The sequence below is a fragment of the Enterobacter sp. BWH52 genome, from assembly GCF_001037565.1.
Taxonomy (GTDB): Bacteria; Pseudomonadota; Gammaproteobacteria; order Enterobacterales; family Enterobacteriaceae; genus Enterobacter; species Enterobacter hormaechei_C.
This window is the reverse complement of record NZ_KQ089854.1, coordinates 1,846,686-1,862,574: the sequence shown is the minus strand read 5'-3', so window position 1 is coordinate 1,862,574 and position 15,889 is coordinate 1,846,686. Positions and strand designations below refer to the sequence as shown.

Below are 15,889 nucleotides of genomic sequence, written 5' to 3'. Positions count from 1 at the left end.
CATTTCTCTTTTATCTGTTTTAGTTTAGGTATGATCGCGATCACACTCGTAAAATTTAACCACCGCGTCTTAGCGGAGACAAGCAATATATTTCTGGCCCGACCGCTGCACGATCTCATCTGCGTTCACCGGGATGTTCTGCCCTTCAAAGGCCCCGTACAGGCGCTGGTACGTTTTCCCGGTCAGTCGGCCAATCATCGACTCAACGGTGCGGGCAGGCAGCGGCAGCATATTCGGATAACTCCACATAAACGACACGGCGTCTTTTCCGGGTGTAACCTGCAAAATATCACCGGCCAGCAGCACACCGTCGCCTGACTGCCAGTGCAGCACTGTGCCGCCTGCAAAATGCCCGCCAAGCCTTAGCAGAGTCACCAAAGGCATAATCTCCAGGGCGTCCTCCTCCCAGAAGCGTATCGCCGGGCTGTCACGCATCACCCACTGCCGATCGCTGGCGTGCAGGTAGATCGGCGCGTTAAACGCGGCGGCCCACTCCTGCATGGTGGTGTAGTAATGCGGGTGCGAAATCGCGATCGCGCTGATGCCCCCGAGCGCGTCAACTAACGCTCTGGTCGCCGGGTCAAGATTGGCGATGCAGTCCCACAGAACATTGCCCTGTGGCGTACGCAGCAGAAGCGCGCGCTGGTTGATGGCAAAAGCGGGAACGGTTTTGATGCTGAACAGCTGCGGCTCCAGCTGTTGCCATTTGTTGGTGTGCGTGGTCGTAAGGCTGTCGAAGTCCGTCCATGCCTGGCCCGTCACCGGGACATACTGGCGCTCATCGTCGCAAATCGGGCAGTTTTTGGGCTGTTCATCGTAAGCGGTACCGCAGGTTTTACAGAGTGTAATCATCGGCTTTCCTCAGCAATAAAGCACTGAGTATGGCAGGGATTATCCATATGTGCTGAAGGGTGCCTGGCCCGCTTTTTTTGACTTATACTGTGCCAGTATCAAAAACTGAATAACGCAGGTGGCACATGGAAATTGATCTCGATAACTTAGTCTTTAACGGGCTGGATGAAGCAGAAGAGCGCAACGCGGAACGTCTCGACGATGCGGATAAAAAAGCCCAGGCGATTGTCGCCGATGACGACTGCGGCGATGCCTGCAAGATCTGAAGAAAAAGCACCGGGCTCCCCGGTGCTTTTTTATGGATGCCTTTTGCTACCCGATATCAGATCTCCGGCGTTTTGCTAAACCCGGTCAGCATCAGGATCAGGCTTTGGGGAGATGAGCCCGTCTCAAACTGATAGTGATTTCCCTGACGATCGCCGCCGATATACCACGAAATTTCGGTTTTCCCTTCTGCCAGCGCCTTACGCACCACTTTATCCACGTCCACCATCCGGTATTCGCGGGAGTGGTTCAGGTAAAGCACCGCATCCGAGCGGTAGTTGCAGGACGGTCGTGAATGCCAGCTTACGGTGGCCGGATCCCAGTCGTTACTCGCCGGATAGAAGAAAATTTGATCCGCGCCGTTGGTTTCCACTTTCCCGCCAAAAATTCTTACGCGGTATTTGAACAGGGCAGGATCCTGTCCGGCAGGCAGCGGTGGAATGTGGAACTTCACCAGCGACAATGTTTCGCTGTTTTTCGTGCGTCCACCGTTCTTCCAGTTATCCTGCACCAGTAAGACCTGGGGATCGGGCTGTGAAAGTGCGGGTTCCATGCTGCTGAGCCAGACGTTGGCCTTCGCTTTTGAATAACCATACGGCACGGTGGTGCCGCAATCCATTCCGCGGTTCATGCACAGGTCGGTCATAAAGCGCGCGGCATCTTCCGTCCAGCCGTTCATGAAGTCAGCATGTGCCGTATACAGGCTACCCCACCGCTCTTCACGCTCACTGCCATGCATGATGGGGTCGAGGGAAAGCTGGACTTTACTGGTATCCAGAGAGCTAATTGTCGGGAGCACGTACGCAATATTCATGTTCACCGTCGGGATCTTCACCGGGAAGGCGGACGGACACTGTCCTTTCGTATCGTAGGTGGCGTTAGCCAGGCCGTGGGCGGGCTTCAGGTTGACCCCGTCCCAGCAGTTCGGGAACTGAATGCCGATATTAAACTGCACGGCATCCTTCGCCTTGCGTAAGCCGCAGACTTCACCCGTTCTGGTGGTGTAACCCTTGCCATTGGCGCATAAAAAGGTGATATGCGGATTTGGCGCGGTGCCGTGGTGATCGCCCGCCAGCAGCGACAGCCCCGCCGGGAACGGGTGCAGCGGCCAGGCGTCAACGTTCGATGCTTGATAATAGGTTTTTTGATAGGCGGGTTTGACCACCGTTCCGTCCGGCAATTTTAGCGACGGAGCCCAGTAGGCCGAGCTGTCTGCTTTGTTATCGCAGGTGGTCTTTTCCTGGGTACGCAGCGATTCACGGCTGGAGTAAGCATCCGTATGCACGTTACCAAAAAAATCGTGCAGCATAGCCTCGTTGGGCATGCCGAACATCATAATGGCATCATCGCCGAGGGTGTGGGAATAACTGCATACAACATGTGCCTGTGGACCAGCGTGTGCCGCCTGCATGGTAAGCAGAAGTGCGGTGGCAGAAAGCGCGGGGGTTAATACTGTCCGTTTCATTATTATCTCCATCTGTGAAAGGAGATAGTGGTAACAAAACGGCCATCAATTACCGAGGATTAGCCTGGGTATTTTTCCTTTCATCCTCGCTTTACAGACACCACGCACAACTCATTCCAGTACATTTCGCGCGTCCGGCGCAGTTCAGCGTGACGTTTTATCATGGAACCACTCCGGGTCGATGTTGGCTACGTCCACGCCATACAGGCTGGCGACAGGCAGTATTGACTCAAGAACACGTTGCGCGCTGTTCTCCGCATTCGCTGGTCGGGGCGCAAAAAACCGCCGTAACGTGCTTATCCATTTTTTCATCGTCATTACCCTTCTCGCTTAACCTGTCCTCAGTTAAACACCCAAATTGCGCCCGGGGGAAATATCAAAATCCACTGTCGATGTGCAGGATCTGCAAATAGCGCCCCGCCGTCTGCTCTCTTCTTTAACACCTTGTTCACTCATGCTTTTTTCTCATAGCAAAGAACGATTTCTTATTTGGCGATAGCTTTCCCTTATGGGAGCGTAACGGGGTAAAACAAAAACAACGGGATGGCGTATGACTATGGCTGCAAAAATGAAAGGGTTTAAAAAACGGGCGCAGGTTCTGGGATTAGTGGCTGCCTGGGGCCTGGTTTCAGCGCAGGCGCAGGCCGATCGGCTGGCGGATATCAAGGCAGCAGGCGTGGTGAAAGTGGCCACGTTTGATGCTAATCCACCCTTTGGCTCGATTGATGCCAAAACGCATGAGATCGTGGGTTACGATGTGGACTTCGCCAAAGCGCTGGCGAAATCGCTCGGCGTCAAGCTTGAACTGGTCGCCACCAATCCGGCTAACCGCATTCCGCTGCTACAGTCCGGAAAAGCGGATCTCATCGTGGCGGATATCACCATCACCCCGGAACGCGCACAGGTCATTGATTTCTCGACGCCTTACTTCGTCACCGGCCAGCAGTTCCTGGTCCCGGTAAAATCACCGGACAAGCTTGATGACTATAGCCGGGCACGCATTGGCGCCGTAAAAGGTACGACGGGTGAACAGGCGCTGCACCAGCGTTTTCCGCAGTCCCGCGTCCTCTCTTACGATGACATCCCGCTGGCGCTGACGGCACTGCGCAATGGCAACGTGCAGGCCATTACCCAGGACAGCACCATTCTGGCTGGTCTGCTGGCGCAGGCGCCGGATAAAGCCGACTTCAAAATCCTGCCCGACCTGCTCAGTAAAGAAGAGATTGGCGTGGGGGTGAAAAAGGGTGAAACGGCGCTGCTGAAAGCCGTTAACGATGAGCTGGTTAACCTGGAGAAAAACGGCCAGGCGGCAAAAATCTATGACGTCTGGTTCGGTCCAGGCAGCCCTGCTCCACAGCCTCGTAACTTTAAAATAGAAGCCCGGTAATATGCTCTCAGGTTTATTTTCGCACTCCGCGGCCAATGCCGCGGATTTTTCACGTCTGGAACAGGCCAGCGTTGAGTTTCGCCATGTGGACAAACGCTACGGCGACCATCCGGTTTTAACCGACATTAATCTCACCATCATGCCGGGTGAAGTGGTTGCCATTCTCGGCCCTTCGGGTTCCGGAAAATCGACCCTGATTCGGCTTATCAACCAGCTTGAGAGCCTGAGCGGCGGGGAGATTCTGGTCGACCACAAGCCGACCGGACAGCTTTCCGGCAGCAGGCTACGTCAGTTACGCAGCCGCGTCGGGTTTGTATTCCAGCAGTTCAATCTCTATGCCCACCTTACCGCCAGCCAGAACATCACCCTGGCACTGGAGCACGTTCACGGCTGGAAACCCATGCCCGCCCAGGAGCGCGCGCTGGCGCTGCTGGAGAAGGTCGGCATGCTGGAGAAGGCGCACCGCTACCCTGCTGAACTTTCCGGCGGACAACAGCAGCGCGTGGCGATTGCCCGCGCTCTGGCCTCGTCGCCGCAAATCATTCTCTTTGACGAGCCAACGTCGGCACTCGACCCGGAGATGATTGGCGAAGTGCTGTTGGTGATGAAAGCCCTTGCCCACAGCGGGATCACCATGATTGTCGTCACCCATGAGATGCAGTTCGCCCGGGAAATTGCCGATCGAATCGTCTTTATCGACGGTGGACACATTCTGGAAACCGCGTCCCCGGCGCAATTTTTCAACCAACCGTCGCATCCGCGTGCGAGGCGGTTCCTGCAAAAAGTGCTGGATCCGCTGCGTCAGGAGCAACTGTAATGCCCGCTCTGGACTGGCAGGGGGTGCTGGCCGGACAGCCCCTGCACTGGATCCTCTCCGGATTTCTCACCACTCTGTGGGTGACGCTGGCGGGGATTATGCTGGCAAGCCTGCTCGCCTTGTTCTTTATGCTTTTACGGCTTTCCGGGGGACGTCTCGGGACCTCGTTCGTCAGCGGCTGGGTATCGCTGTTTCGCAATACGCCGCTGCTGGTGCAGCTGCTGTTCTGGTATTTCGCCGCCTGGAACGGGTTGCCGCAGGAGCTGCGTGACGCGGTGAATGCAGACCACAGCTGGTCCATTTTGCCCGGTGACGTCTGGTGGTTTACGCCCGAATTTTTATGCTCCGCCTGGGGGTTAGGCGTATTTACCTCAGCGTTTTTAATTGAAGAAGTCGAATCGGGGCTCCGTTCCGTACCTGCCGGGCAACGGGAGGCGGCGCTCGCCCAGGGATTTTCCTCATGGCGTCTGTTTCGCTACATTCTTCTGCCACAGGGACTCGCTAACGCCTGGCAACCCGTCGTTGGCCAGTACCTTAACCTGATGAAGCTCTCCTCGCTCGCGAGCGGAATTGGCTTCGCCGAACTGACCTACCAGGTTCGCCAGATAGAAAGTTACAACGCCCATGCCCTGGAAGCCTTTACCGTCGGTACGGTGCTCTACTTACTTACCGGGATGGTGACGGGGAGCGTGCTGGTGCGTCTCGGCCCCCATTCAGGGAGGAAAAATCATGATCCCCGGATTTAACGTTATTGTCGAAAACCTGGATTATCTGCTTTGGGGACGTGCGACTGCGGGAGAACCCGGCGGCGTACTGCTCTCACTGCTGATGGCCACTGGCGCCGCCGCGCTTGCCCTGCCCGGCGGGATTGTGCTGGCATGCGTCGCCTGGCGCTATCCCGGCGTGGTGCGCAGTGCGCTGTTTGCGTGGGCAGAGTTGATTCGCGGGATCCCCCTGATCTTCGTAATATTCTGGATGTGGTATCTGCTGCCGCTGATAACCGGCAGGGATCTCCCTGGCGCGACGACCGTCACGCTGGCGCTGGCCTGGTTTACCGCGGCTGCGGTGATGCATTCGGTATTAGCCGGACTGAGAGCCCTACCGTCGGGCCAGAATGAGGCCGCGCTTTCTCAAGGGTTAAGTACGCAGCAAACGCTGTGGCGCGTGCTGCTGCCGCAGGCGCTGAGAAATATTCTGCCGTCGCTGGTGGGGATTTTTATCAGCCTGCTGAAGGATACGTCGTTGGCGTTTATCGTGAACGTTCCTGAACTGACCACGGTGGCGGGACAGGTCAACAACCGGGTGCAAATTTACCCGGCGGCCATTTTTATCTTTACGGGTGTGATCTATTACCTGCTCTGCTGCTCGCTTGAGCTGCTCGCGAAGCGCTGGCGCGTTAGCCGGCCAGCGCTTTAACCACCGTTTCCATCGCTTTGGTGGTCAACTCACTGCGCTTAACGCGCTGGTTCGCCAGCGCGGTACGCAGTACGCCCGCAATGACAATATGTTTCGGCTCCTGCCCTAAATCACGCATTTCGAGAACGACCTTGCCTACCACCCGACACATCTCCTGGTACAGCGCTTCGTCTTTGGTCACATTGCCCATTGCCATCACTCCGTTGCCCTAAACCGTCAGCTTAAATCATTCGTCGGCTGGATACAAAAAAGAAGCCCGGCGTGTTGTTCGCCGGGCTTCGTCTGGAAAATCAGTCGATTAGTTGTTAACCGGGATGACTGCGCCTTTGTATTTGGTGCGGATCCAGTCCTGAATCTCTTTGGAGTGCAGCACGTTCACCAGCGCGACGATATCCTTCTTCTTCTCGTCACCGCGATGAACGGTAATGATGTTGGCGTACGGGTTATTCTCACCGCTTTCAACCGCAATTGGATCGTGGACCGGATCCAGGCCAGCATCAATCGCGTAGTTGGCGTTGATCACCACCGCAGCACCTTCGTCGTTGTTGTACATCTGCGGCAGCAGAGACGCTTCGACGTTAGGGGTAAATTGCAGCTTTTTCGGGTTCTCCACGATATCGCTGATGCGCGCGGTCACTTTATCGATGCCCGGCTTCAGCTTGATCACGCCCTCTTTTTCGAAGATGGAGAGAATACGCCCTTCCTCGGAAACCGCATCACGCATGATGATTTTGCCGCCCTCCGGCAGATCCTTCAGCGATTTGTATTTTTTTGAATAGATACCGATCGGCTCAATGTGGATTGCGCCCGCACTGACAAAATCATAATCCTTATCGCCCGCGTGATCTTTCAGCACGCTGTTCAGGTAAGGGATGTGCTGGAAATAGTTGGCGTCAATGTCATGCCCCGCCAGCGCCGTGTTTGGCAGTATGTAGTCCTGGAAGGGTTTAATCTCCAGATCGATCCCCTGCTTCGCCAGAATCGGCTTAGCCTGCTCCAGAATTTCCGCGTGGGGGGTATTGGACGCCCCCACGGTGAGCGTGTCCGCCCAGGAGGCAAAGCTCAGGGCGCTCAGGGTTGCGGCGGCGATCAGTGTCAGTGTCTTTTTCATGATGTGGTTCCTGTGTGTATTTATTAGCGTTTATCTAACAGTGAAGTAATGGCATCGCCGCAGAACTGGATAATGAACACGATGATCAGAATGGTCACCGTTGCCACCAGCGTGACGTCACCATGGTTGCGCTGGAATCCTTCCAGATAAGCCAGATTTCCCAAACCGCCGGCACCTATCACCCCTGCCATTGCGCTGTAGCTCACCAGCGCAATCAGCGTCACCGTCATACCTGAAACCAGTGCGGGTGAGGATTCCGGCAATAAAACCCGAAACACTAACGTGCTCAGCCGCGCGCCCATCGAACGCGTGGCCTCAATGACCCCTTTGTCCACTTCTCGCAGGGCAATCTCGACCAGACGGGCGTAGAACGGCGCCGCGCCCACAATCAGGGCGGGCAGCGCAGCGTTAGCGCCGAGAATGGTCCCCACAACGGTCTTGGTGAACGGGATCAGCAGAACGATGAGAATGATGAACGGAATCGAGCGGAACACGTTCACCACAATCGACATCACGCTGTAGACCGTGCGGTTGTGGAATAACCCGCCGCGGGCGGTTAAAAACAGCGCCAGACCGAGCGCGATCCCCAGGACAAACGTCGCCACGCCGGAAAGCGCAGTCATGTAGAGCGTCTCCTGGGTTGCAGCCCAAAGTTGATCCCACTTCAGGTGCGGAAAGAGTTGTTCAGCCATGCTTGATTACCTCGCCTTCAATATCGCTTTGCTTCAGGTCGGCGAGGATATTGTTCAGTTGTTCATCCGATGCCACCACGTGCACCCAGAGCTGGCCGAAAACACCGTGGGCGGTTTGCGTCATTTTGCCGTGCAGAATGTTAAACGGCAGGCCGTAGCGCAGGGTTAGTTCACCGACGATCGGCCTGTGCGTGCTGTGCCCGGTGAAGGTCAGCCTGATTACCGTGCCTTCCAGATCGTTTGCCAGTTCGGTATTGAAGGTCTCTTCCTCCGCGTACTGGCTCACCTGGCGGACAAACTGCCGGGTGATCGGCTGCTGCGGATGCGTAAACACGCTCAGTACGTCCCCCTCTTCCACCACCTTACCGTTCTCCATAACCGCCACGCGGTCGCAGATTTTGCGCACCACGTGCATCTCATGCGTAATGAGTACGATGGTCAGGTTAAAACGACGGTTAATGTCCAGGAGCAGATCGAGGATCTGATCGGTGGTTTGTGGATCCAGCGCCGAGGTGGCTTCATCACACAGCAGTACGTCCGGATGATTGGCCAGCGCGCGGGCAATGCCCACACGCTGTTTTTGCCCGCCGCTCAGCTGCGACGGGTAAGCATTCTCGCGTCCCTTCAGGCCGACCAGCTCCACCAGCTCGGCAACGCGAGCCTGAATTTGCGCTTTTGGCACACCGGCAATTTGCATTGAAAAGGCGATGTTTTCCTTCACCGTGCGCGACCAGAGCAAATTAAAATGCTGGAACACCATGCTGATTTTCAGGCGTGCCTGACGCAGCGCTTCTCCCTTCGCGGCGGAGATATCCTGACCGTTAATGGTGACGCTGCCGGCGCTGGGCTTTTCCAGACCGTTCAGCAGACGGATCAGCGTACTTTTCCCGGCCCCGCTGTAACCGATGATCCCGTAAATCTGTCCCTGCTCTATCGTCAAGTTGACGTTATCAACGGCTGTCAGCGCCAGCTTTCCGTTTTCAAAGACCTTCGAAATATTGCTGAGTACGATCATTCTTATTCGTTATCCGTTACGCATATAGCGGTTTAGCAGTATGGATGTCCAAAAGATAGTAAACAGCCGTTATCAGCTTTTAAATGACCAAAAAAGAATTTCTTATAATTCTGCGGAATAAGCAGCGAACTGGCGGGTGAAAAAGCATTTAGATGAATATCAGCAATAATTATCTGCCATTTGCATATCAGGTCACACTCACCCGGCGAAATCGGTTAATTTTGCAGCACTTTATGCGGATTTAGCCATCCTCACATCCGGACAACTTTACGTCTTGCTGCCTTTCCATCTGAAAACACAAGGATTATTCCTTTCTGTTCTTAAACCTGGTGAAACGTTCTTTATTGAGAAAATTTCATGGTTCTATCATCCGGTCATCACCTCTTCACAGGACATGACCATGACGCTTTACCACTCCGTCACCGAACTGATTGGCCGTACGCCGCTCATCCAGCTGCACAAGCTGGACACCGGCACCTGCTCGCTGTTTCTGAAGCTGGAAAACCAGAATCCCGGCGGCTCGATTAAAGACCGCGTCGCGCTGTCGATGATTAACGAAGCCGAGCGTACGGGCCAGCTAAGGCCCGGCGGCACCATTATTGAAGCTACGGCGGGGAACACCGGCCTGGGGCTGGCGTTGATTGCGGCGCAGAAGGGCTACTCGCTGATCCTGGTGGTGCCGGACAAAATGAGCCGCGAGAAGATTTTCCACCTGCGCGCGTTAGGGGCGCAGGTCGTGCTGACCCGCTCGGATGTGAACAAAGGGCATCCGGCCTATTATCAGGATTATGCCCGGCGGCTGGCGAACGAACTGCCAGGCGCGTTTTATATCGACCAGTTCAGTAACGCGGCCAATCCGCTGGCGCATCGCACCACTACCGCACCGGAACTGTTTGAACAGCTTGACGGCCAGATCGATGCCATCGTCGTCGGCGTGGGGTCCGGCGGTACGCTGGGCGGCTTACAGGCGTGGTTTGCAGAACATTCGCCGCAGACGGAATTTGTGCTTGCCGATCCGGCCGGGTCGGTACTGGCGGACCAGGTTGAGACCGGACGCTATCACGATGCCGGCTCGTGGCTGGTTGAAGGGATTGGCGAAGACTTTATTCCTCCGCTGGCGCACATCGAGGGGGTTAACCGCGCCTGGCGCATTACCGATCGCGAGGCGTTCACCACCGCCCGCGATCTGCTAAAAACGGAAGGGATCCTGGCAGGCTCCTCCACCGGCACGCTGCTGGCGGCAGCGCTGAAATATTGCCAGGCGCAGACTACGCCAAAACGTGTGGTCACCTTCGCCTGCGACAGCGGCAATAAATACCTCTCGAAGATGTTCAATGACGACTGGATGCGCCAACAGGGGCTGATTTCGCGTCCGCAGGCAGGCGATCTCTCGGACTATATTGCCCTGCGCCACGATGAAGGCGCGACGGTGACTGCCGCCCCGGACGACACGCTTTCCACCGTGCTGGCCCGCATGCGCCTGTACGACATCTCTCAGCTGCCGGTGCTCGATGACAACAAGGTCGTCGGCATCATCGACGAGTGGGACCTGCTGCGACACATCGGGGGAGATGCCGATCGCTTCTCCCTCCCCGTGACGGCGGCCATGACGCGTCAGGTTGAATATCTGGATAAGCAGGCCCCGGAGAGCGCCCTGTACGCCATCTTTGACCGTGGCCTGGTGGCGATTATTTATGACGAAAACCGCTTTCTGGGTTTGATCACACGCAGTGACGTACTCACCGCCTGGCGTAACCGCCTGACAAAATAAAAGGAGCAAAAGATGAAAAACCTGGCCACCCTCAGCGTTCACAGTGGTGAGTATCACGACCCGCACGGCGCCGTGATGCCGCCAATTTACGCCACGTCGACGTTTGCGCAACCGGCACCGGGTGAACATACCGGCTACGAATACTCCCGGAGCGGCAACCCAACCCGCCATGCGCTGGAGACCGCCATCGCCGAACTGGAAGGCGGCACGCGCGGGTACGCCTTCGCGTCAGGGCTGGCGGCCATTTCCACCGTGCTCGAACTGCTGGATAAAGACAGCCATATCGTCGCCATTGACGACGTGTATGGCGGTACGTATCGCCTGATCGAAAACGTGCGCAAGCGCAGCACCGGGTTACAGGTGAGCTGGGTTAAGCCGGACGATGTAGCCGGACTTGAGGCCGCCATTCGCCCGGACACGCGCATGATCTGGGTGGAAACGCCAACGAACCCGCTGCTGAAACTGGCCGACCTGGAGGCCATCGCGGACATTGCCCGGCGCAATAATGCGATCAGCGTGGCGGATAATACCTTCGCCTCCCCGGTCATTCACCGGCCGCTGGAGGCGGGGTTCGACATAGTGGTCCACTCCGCCACCAAATATCTCAACGGTCATTCAGACGTGGTTGCCGGGCTGGCTGTTGTGGGGTCGAATAAGGATCTGGCGGAGCGTCTGGGCTATCTGCAAAACGCGATTGGCGGCGTTCTGGATCCGTTCAGCAGCTTCCTGACGCTGCGGGGCATTCGCACCCTCTCACTGCGCGTTGAGAAGCACAGCGCCAATGCGCTGGCGATTGCGCAATGGCTGGAGCAGCATCCGCAGGTAGACAGCGTGTTCTATCCCGGGCTGGCGTCACATCCCCAGTATGCGCTGGCCCGCAGACAAATGGCGCTGCCGGGCGGCATGATCTCCGTTGTGATTAAAGGCGATGCGCAGCGCGCGACAGAGGTGATCCGTCATCTTACGCTCTTTACCCTGGCGGAAAGCCTTGGCGGTGTGGAGAGTCTGGTGAGCCAGCCCTACAGCATGACCCACGCCTCCATTCCACTGGCGCAACGTCTTGTAAACGGCATTGTGCCGCAGCTTATCCGCCTGTCGGTGGGGATTGAAGATGCGAAGGATCTGATCGCCGACCTTAAACAAGCGCTGAAAAAGTGAGCAAAAAACGGCGGGCGTTGCGCCTGCCGTCATAAGATGACATTAGGCCTTAACGCCTTGATAACAAACTTATGTGAATCTGCACAGATTGTTTTTGAAACGCTGTTTCCATTTTCCTTTTTACTGTAAATCAGCGTATAATGCGCGCCAAATCCCTGGTGAATGGTTTCAGCGCTTGGAATACAAAAAACAACGTACAACTTCTCCTCTCCTTCGTTGGGCTGGCACTCAGGCACACTTTCTTCTGCACGCTCATTTGATGTCACCTATTCTTAGTGCGTGTCATATACTCTTTCGCAACACAGGTTTGACTCCGCGGCGGTGCGCCCCCGGAGCGAGATTTCCATATCCTTCCCAACTTAAAGACTAAGACTGTCATGAAAAAGACGAAAATTGTTTGTACTATCGGCCCGAAAACCGAATCCGAAGAGATGCTGAGCAAAATGCTGGATGCCGGCATGAACGTGATGCGTCTGAACTTCTCCCACGGCGACTATGCTGAACACGGCCAGCGTATCCAGAACTTGCGCAACGTGATGAGCAAGACCGGGAAAAAAGCGGCAATCCTGCTCGACACCAAAGGTCCTGAAATCCGCACCATCAAACTGGAAGGCGGTAACGACGTTTCCCTGAAAGCGGGCCAGACCTTCACCTTCACCACCGACAAATCCGTTGTGGGTAATAACGAAATCGTTGCCGTGACCTACGAAGGCTTCACCAGCGACCTGTCTGTTGGCAACACCGTGCTGGTAGATGACGGCCTGATCGGCATGGAAGTGACCGCTATCGAAGGTAACAAAGTTATCTGTAAAGTGCTGAACAACGGCGATCTGGGCGAAAACAAAGGCGTCAACCTGCCGGGTGTGTCCATTGCTCTGCCAGCGCTGGCTGAAAAAGACAAACAAGACCTGATCTTCGGCTGCGAACAAGGCGTGGACTTCGTTGCTGCCTCCTTTATCCGTAAACGTTCTGACGTGGTTGAGATCCGTGAGCACCTGAAAGCGCACGGCGGCGAGAACATCCAGATCATCTCCAAGATCGAAAACCAGGAAGGCCTGAACAACTTCGACGAAATCCTCGAAGCGTCTGACGGTATCATGGTAGCGCGTGGCGACCTGGGCGTTGAAATCCCGGTTGAAGAAGTGATCTTCGCGCAGAAGATGATGATCGAGAAATGTGTTCGCGCGCGTAAAGTGGTTATCACCGCAACGCAGATGCTGGACTCCATGATCAAAAACCCACGCCCTACCCGCGCTGAAGCAGGCGACGTTGCGAACGCCATCCTCGACGGTACCGATGCCGTTATGCTGTCTGGCGAATCTGCAAAAGGGAAATACCCTCTGGAAGCGGTCAGCATCATGGCGACCATCTGTGAGCGTACCGACCGCGTGATGAAAAGCCGTCTGGATTACAACAACGACAGCCGTAAACTGCGCATCACCGAAGCCGTGTGCCGTGGTGCGGTAGAAACCGCCGAGAAACTGGAAGCCCCGCTGATTGTCGTGGCGACCCAGGGCGGTAAATCTGCGCGTGCCGTGCGTAAATACTTCCCGGATGCGACCATTCTGGCGCTGACCACCAACGAAACCACCGCGCGTCAGCTGGTGCTGAGCAAAGGCGTGATCCCACACCTGGTGAAAGAGATTGCCTCTACCGATGATTTCTATCGTCTGGGTAAAGAAGTGGCTCTGGAACTGGTTGATTGTGGCCTGGCTCAGAAAGGCGACGTGGTGGTTATGGTTTCTGGCGCGCTGGTTCCAAGCGGCACCACCAACACGGCATCTGTCCACGTGCTGTAATATTTCACGAACAAATTATTGTTTTGTTAAAAAGCGTCCTTCGGGGCGCTTTTTTTATTCCCGCCTTTAACCAGAACTATTCAAAAAGCAAATCGGGTTTTTCTATTTAATCGCGATTTATCTAAGATGAATCCGATGAAAAATGCCTTTTTTAACATAGCTTTTTCGTCAAAATTGCCGATTTCGTTGCTTCTTTGAGCGAACGATCAAAAATAGGCGTAATCCCATCAAAAAAATATTCTCAACCCAAAAAACTTTGTGTAATACTTGTAACGCTACATGGAGATTAACTCAATCTAGAGGGTATTAATAATGAATCGTACTAAACTGGTACTGGGCGCGGTAATCCTGGGTTCTACTCTGCTGGCAGGTTGCTCCAGCAACGCTAAAATCGATCAGCTGTCTTCTGACGTTCAGACTCTGAACGCTAAAGTTGACCAGCTGAGCAACGACGTGAACGCAATGCGTTCCGACGTTCAGGCTGCTAAAGACGACGCAGCTCGCGCTAACCAGCGTCTGGACAACCAGGCTACTAAATACCGTAAGTAATAGTACCTGTTAATAAAATGGCGCACATTGTGCGCCATTTTTTTTGCCTTAGTCAAACCTCTACTGAAGCGCTTTCTCTCCCTCGTCTTCCGCCACCGCCGCTGAGACACGACTATTCTGAACCGACAGGACAGAATTGCTGGCTGACGAACCATTGCCTGTTGAAACGGCAACCGGGATCCCGGCTCTGCGCGCCAGGGCTTTATCGATAAGCGTTTTATCGCTACCTGACTCCGCTGCAAAAGCGGTAAACGCCGCCGAGTGCGTGAACGGCACCGTCTGTGGGTTTTCGCCCTCTGCCTGCGCCAGCGGCCTGTGCACCTCAATATAACGTTTGCCGTCCGGCTCGATGGAGAACTTCACCGGCTCATTGATAATCTGCACCCGCGTGCCGACGCGCACTTGCTCAAACAACGCTTTGATATCCGGCGCGTTCATCCGCATACAGCCCGAGCTGACCCGCAGCCCTACGCTGTCCGGCGCGCTGGTGCCGTGAATAAGATATTCCCCATTCCCGATACCCAGACGAAGCGCAAAGCGCCCCAGCGGGTTATTTGGCCCTGCGGGTACCACAGGCGGCAGTTTAATTCCCTGGGCCAGTGAGCGCGCTCTGATGCCCGCTGTGGGGGTCCAGGTAGGGTTAGGGATTTTCTGACTCACACGGGTGGTGCTGACCGGTGTTTCCAGCCCAAGCTGACCAATACCCAGCGGATAGACCTGCACGATATTTTCGCCTGGCGGATAGAAGTAAAGACGCAGCTCCGCCAGATTCACCACAATGCCCTCGCGCTCGGTGTCCGGCAGTAGCATCTGGGAAGGGATCGTAATGACCGTTCCTGGCGCAGGATTCACCGGTGCAATGGTATTATTGGTTTCAAGGATGAGCTGTGCGGCGGTATTAAACCGACGAGCGATAGACTGAAGTTTATTGTCCCCTTCCTGAATGGTGTATGTCTGGTTTTGCCCAATCAGGCGGCTGCCTGCGGGCGGTAAAGGATAATCAACCGCCCTGGCTGAATTAACAGCACTGAGCGAACCAAGGAGTAATAGAGTTATTAGAGACGCGCGCTTCATGCTGAGATTCCTTATTCACTGACCAAACGTCAGAAAGCTGAAAAACCAGCGAGGTGGAAACCACCCCGCGAAACAGAATGAATGCTGTTCTGTCAGTTTAGCTAAGGATTGCGGCTTTGGCGCGTATGGCGCGGATCATCGCTTCCAGTCCCTGGGATCGGGACGGGGTGAGGTGTTGGGTTAAGGCCATTTTTTCAAACCACGGGCGAACGTCAAAGGCGACAATATCCTGCGCCGACATCTGGTGATAAAGAATAAATACGACGGCAGTAAGCCCCTTCACAATGGCGGCATCGCTGTCACCCTGTAAATCGATTACGCCATCATCCGTCTGCTGCATCTGGATCCAGACCTGGCTCTGGCAGCCCTGAATGATGTTGTCCGGGTTATGCGCCTCTTCGCTGAGCGGCGGCAGGCGCTGACCCAGTTCGATGATATAAAGGTATTTCTCTTCCCAGTTCGCGCAACGCCCAAAGTTGCGCAGCAATTTATCTCTGTCCGGCAAATCTGCCATCTCTC

At 55.4% G+C, this 15,889-nt stretch carries 18 protein-coding genes; 9 read left to right on the top strand and 9 right to left on the bottom strand.

Going from position 1 to position 15,889, the window contains the following annotated elements; translation table 11 throughout:
* Positions 1 to 69 precede the first annotated feature (69 nt).
* Positions 70 to 852 (bottom strand): MBL fold metallo-hydrolase, encoded by a 783-nt coding sequence (locus SK47_RS08845; RefSeq protein WP_048243932.1) that lies wholly within the window; start codon positions 850 to 852, stop codon positions 70 to 72.
* 125 nt (positions 853 to 977) lie between these two features.
* Here SK47_RS08845 and SK47_RS23890 point away from each other — a divergent pair, with 125 nt between their 5' ends.
* Positions 978 to 1,118, top strand: coding sequence for a hypothetical protein (locus SK47_RS23890; RefSeq protein WP_003857665.1), 141 nt, complete (start codon positions 978 to 980; stop codon positions 1,116 to 1,118).
* Positions 1,119 to 1,174: 56 nt separating this feature from the next.
* Here SK47_RS23890 and SK47_RS08835 read toward each other — a convergent pair whose 3' ends face one another.
* Together SK47_RS08835 and SK47_RS24070 are read right to left on the bottom strand one after the other, a co-directional pair.
* Positions 1,175 to 2,581, bottom strand: a complete 1,407-nt coding sequence (locus SK47_RS08835; protein ID WP_022650932.1) for a DUF1996 domain-containing protein — start codon at positions 2,579 to 2,581, stop codon at positions 1,175 to 1,177.
* Positions 2,582 to 2,725: 144 nt separating this feature from the next.
* On the bottom strand, positions 2,726 to 2,893 hold the full coding sequence (locus SK47_RS24070) for a hypothetical protein (RefSeq protein ID WP_032609053.1): 168 nt from the start codon (positions 2,891 to 2,893) through the stop codon (positions 2,726 to 2,728).
* A gap of 244 nt (positions 2,894 to 3,137) precedes the next feature.
* Here SK47_RS24070 and SK47_RS08825 point away from each other — a divergent pair, with 244 nt between their 5' ends.
* The 4 genes from SK47_RS08825 to SK47_RS08810 are packed head-to-tail and all read left to right on the top strand — an operon-like array spanning position 3,138 to position 6,201.
* Positions 3,138 to 3,968 (top strand): ABC transporter substrate-binding protein, encoded by an 831-nt coding sequence (locus SK47_RS08825; protein ID WP_048243930.1) that lies wholly within the window; start codon positions 3,138 to 3,140, stop codon positions 3,966 to 3,968.
* A gap of 1 nt (position 3,969) precedes the next feature.
* The gene (locus SK47_RS08820) at positions 3,970 to 4,785 is read left to right on the top strand and encodes an amino acid ABC transporter ATP-binding protein (protein WP_045342719.1); all 816 of its coding nucleotides are present in this window, start codon (positions 3,970 to 3,972) and stop codon (positions 4,783 to 4,785) included.
* A complete protein-coding gene (locus SK47_RS08815; RefSeq protein WP_045342720.1) occupies positions 4,785 to 5,531 on the top strand; it encodes an amino acid ABC transporter permease in 747 nt (248 codons plus the stop codon). The genes SK47_RS08820 and SK47_RS08815 overlap by 1 nt, the downstream gene beginning before the upstream one ends.
* On the top strand, positions 5,515 to 6,201 hold the full coding sequence (locus SK47_RS08810; RefSeq protein ID WP_048243927.1) for an amino acid ABC transporter permease: 687 nt from the start codon (positions 5,515 to 5,517) through the stop codon (positions 6,199 to 6,201). Before SK47_RS08815 ends, SK47_RS08810 begins: the two co-directional genes overlap by 17 nt.
* Here SK47_RS08810 and fumD read toward each other — a convergent pair.
* From fumD to SK47_RS08790, 4 genes are all read right to left on the bottom strand, one after another.
* Entirely contained in the window at positions 6,182 to 6,391 is a 210-nt protein-coding gene (fumD, locus tag SK47_RS08805) for a fumarate hydratase FumD (RefSeq protein ID WP_003857676.1), read from the bottom strand. The genes SK47_RS08810 and fumD overlap by 20 nt on opposite strands.
* Positions 6,392 to 6,499: 108 nt before the next feature.
* Positions 6,500 to 7,312 (bottom strand): MetQ/NlpA family ABC transporter substrate-binding protein, encoded by an 813-nt coding sequence (locus SK47_RS08800; protein WP_003857677.1) that lies wholly within the window; start codon positions 7,310 to 7,312, stop codon positions 6,500 to 6,502.
* A gap of 23 nt (positions 7,313 to 7,335) precedes the next feature.
* Positions 7,336 to 8,004, bottom strand: coding sequence for a methionine ABC transporter permease (locus SK47_RS08795; RefSeq protein WP_045332075.1), 669 nt, complete (start codon positions 8,002 to 8,004; stop codon positions 7,336 to 7,338).
* Positions 7,997 to 9,019 (bottom strand): methionine ABC transporter ATP-binding protein, encoded by a 1,023-nt coding sequence (locus SK47_RS08790; protein ID WP_045342723.1) that lies wholly within the window; start codon positions 9,017 to 9,019, stop codon positions 7,997 to 7,999. Before SK47_RS08790 ends, SK47_RS08795 begins: the two co-directional genes overlap by 8 nt.
* A 400-nt stretch (positions 9,020 to 9,419) precedes the next feature.
* Between SK47_RS08790 and SK47_RS08785 the strand changes: the two genes are divergently transcribed.
* From SK47_RS08785 to lpp, 4 genes are all read left to right on the top strand, one after another.
* On the top strand, positions 9,420 to 10,790 hold the full coding sequence (locus SK47_RS08785) for a pyridoxal-phosphate dependent enzyme (RefSeq protein WP_023324529.1): 1,371 nt from the start codon (positions 9,420 to 9,422) through the stop codon (positions 10,788 to 10,790).
* A gap of 12 nt (positions 10,791 to 10,802) precedes the next feature.
* On the top strand, positions 10,803 to 11,948 hold the full coding sequence (locus tag SK47_RS08780; RefSeq protein WP_022650924.1) for a trans-sulfuration enzyme family protein: 1,146 nt from the start codon (positions 10,803 to 10,805) through the stop codon (positions 11,946 to 11,948).
* Positions 11,949 to 12,325: 377 nt separating this feature from the next.
* Positions 12,326 to 13,747 (top strand): pyruvate kinase PykF, encoded by a 1,422-nt coding sequence (pykF, locus tag SK47_RS08775; RefSeq protein WP_003857687.1) that lies wholly within the window; start codon positions 12,326 to 12,328, stop codon positions 13,745 to 13,747.
* A gap of 312 nt (positions 13,748 to 14,059) precedes the next feature.
* Positions 14,060 to 14,296, top strand: coding sequence for a murein lipoprotein Lpp (lpp, locus tag SK47_RS08770; RefSeq protein WP_001082307.1), 237 nt, complete (start codon positions 14,060 to 14,062; stop codon positions 14,294 to 14,296).
* Between the two features lie 60 nt (positions 14,297 to 14,356).
* Here lpp and SK47_RS08765 read toward each other — a convergent pair whose 3' ends face one another.
* Positions 14,357 to 15,370 carry a L,D-transpeptidase LdtE gene (locus SK47_RS08765; protein WP_003857729.1) on the bottom strand — a complete coding sequence of 338 codons (1,014 nt, stop codon included), beginning with the start codon at positions 15,368 to 15,370 and terminating at the stop codon, positions 14,357 to 14,359.
* Positions 15,371 to 15,467: 97 nt separating this feature from the next.
* Positions 15,468 to 15,884, bottom strand: coding sequence for a cysteine desulfuration protein SufE (gene sufE / locus SK47_RS08760; protein WP_048243924.1), 417 nt, complete (start codon positions 15,882 to 15,884; stop codon positions 15,468 to 15,470).
* Between the last annotated feature and the right edge of the window lie 5 nt (positions 15,885 to 15,889).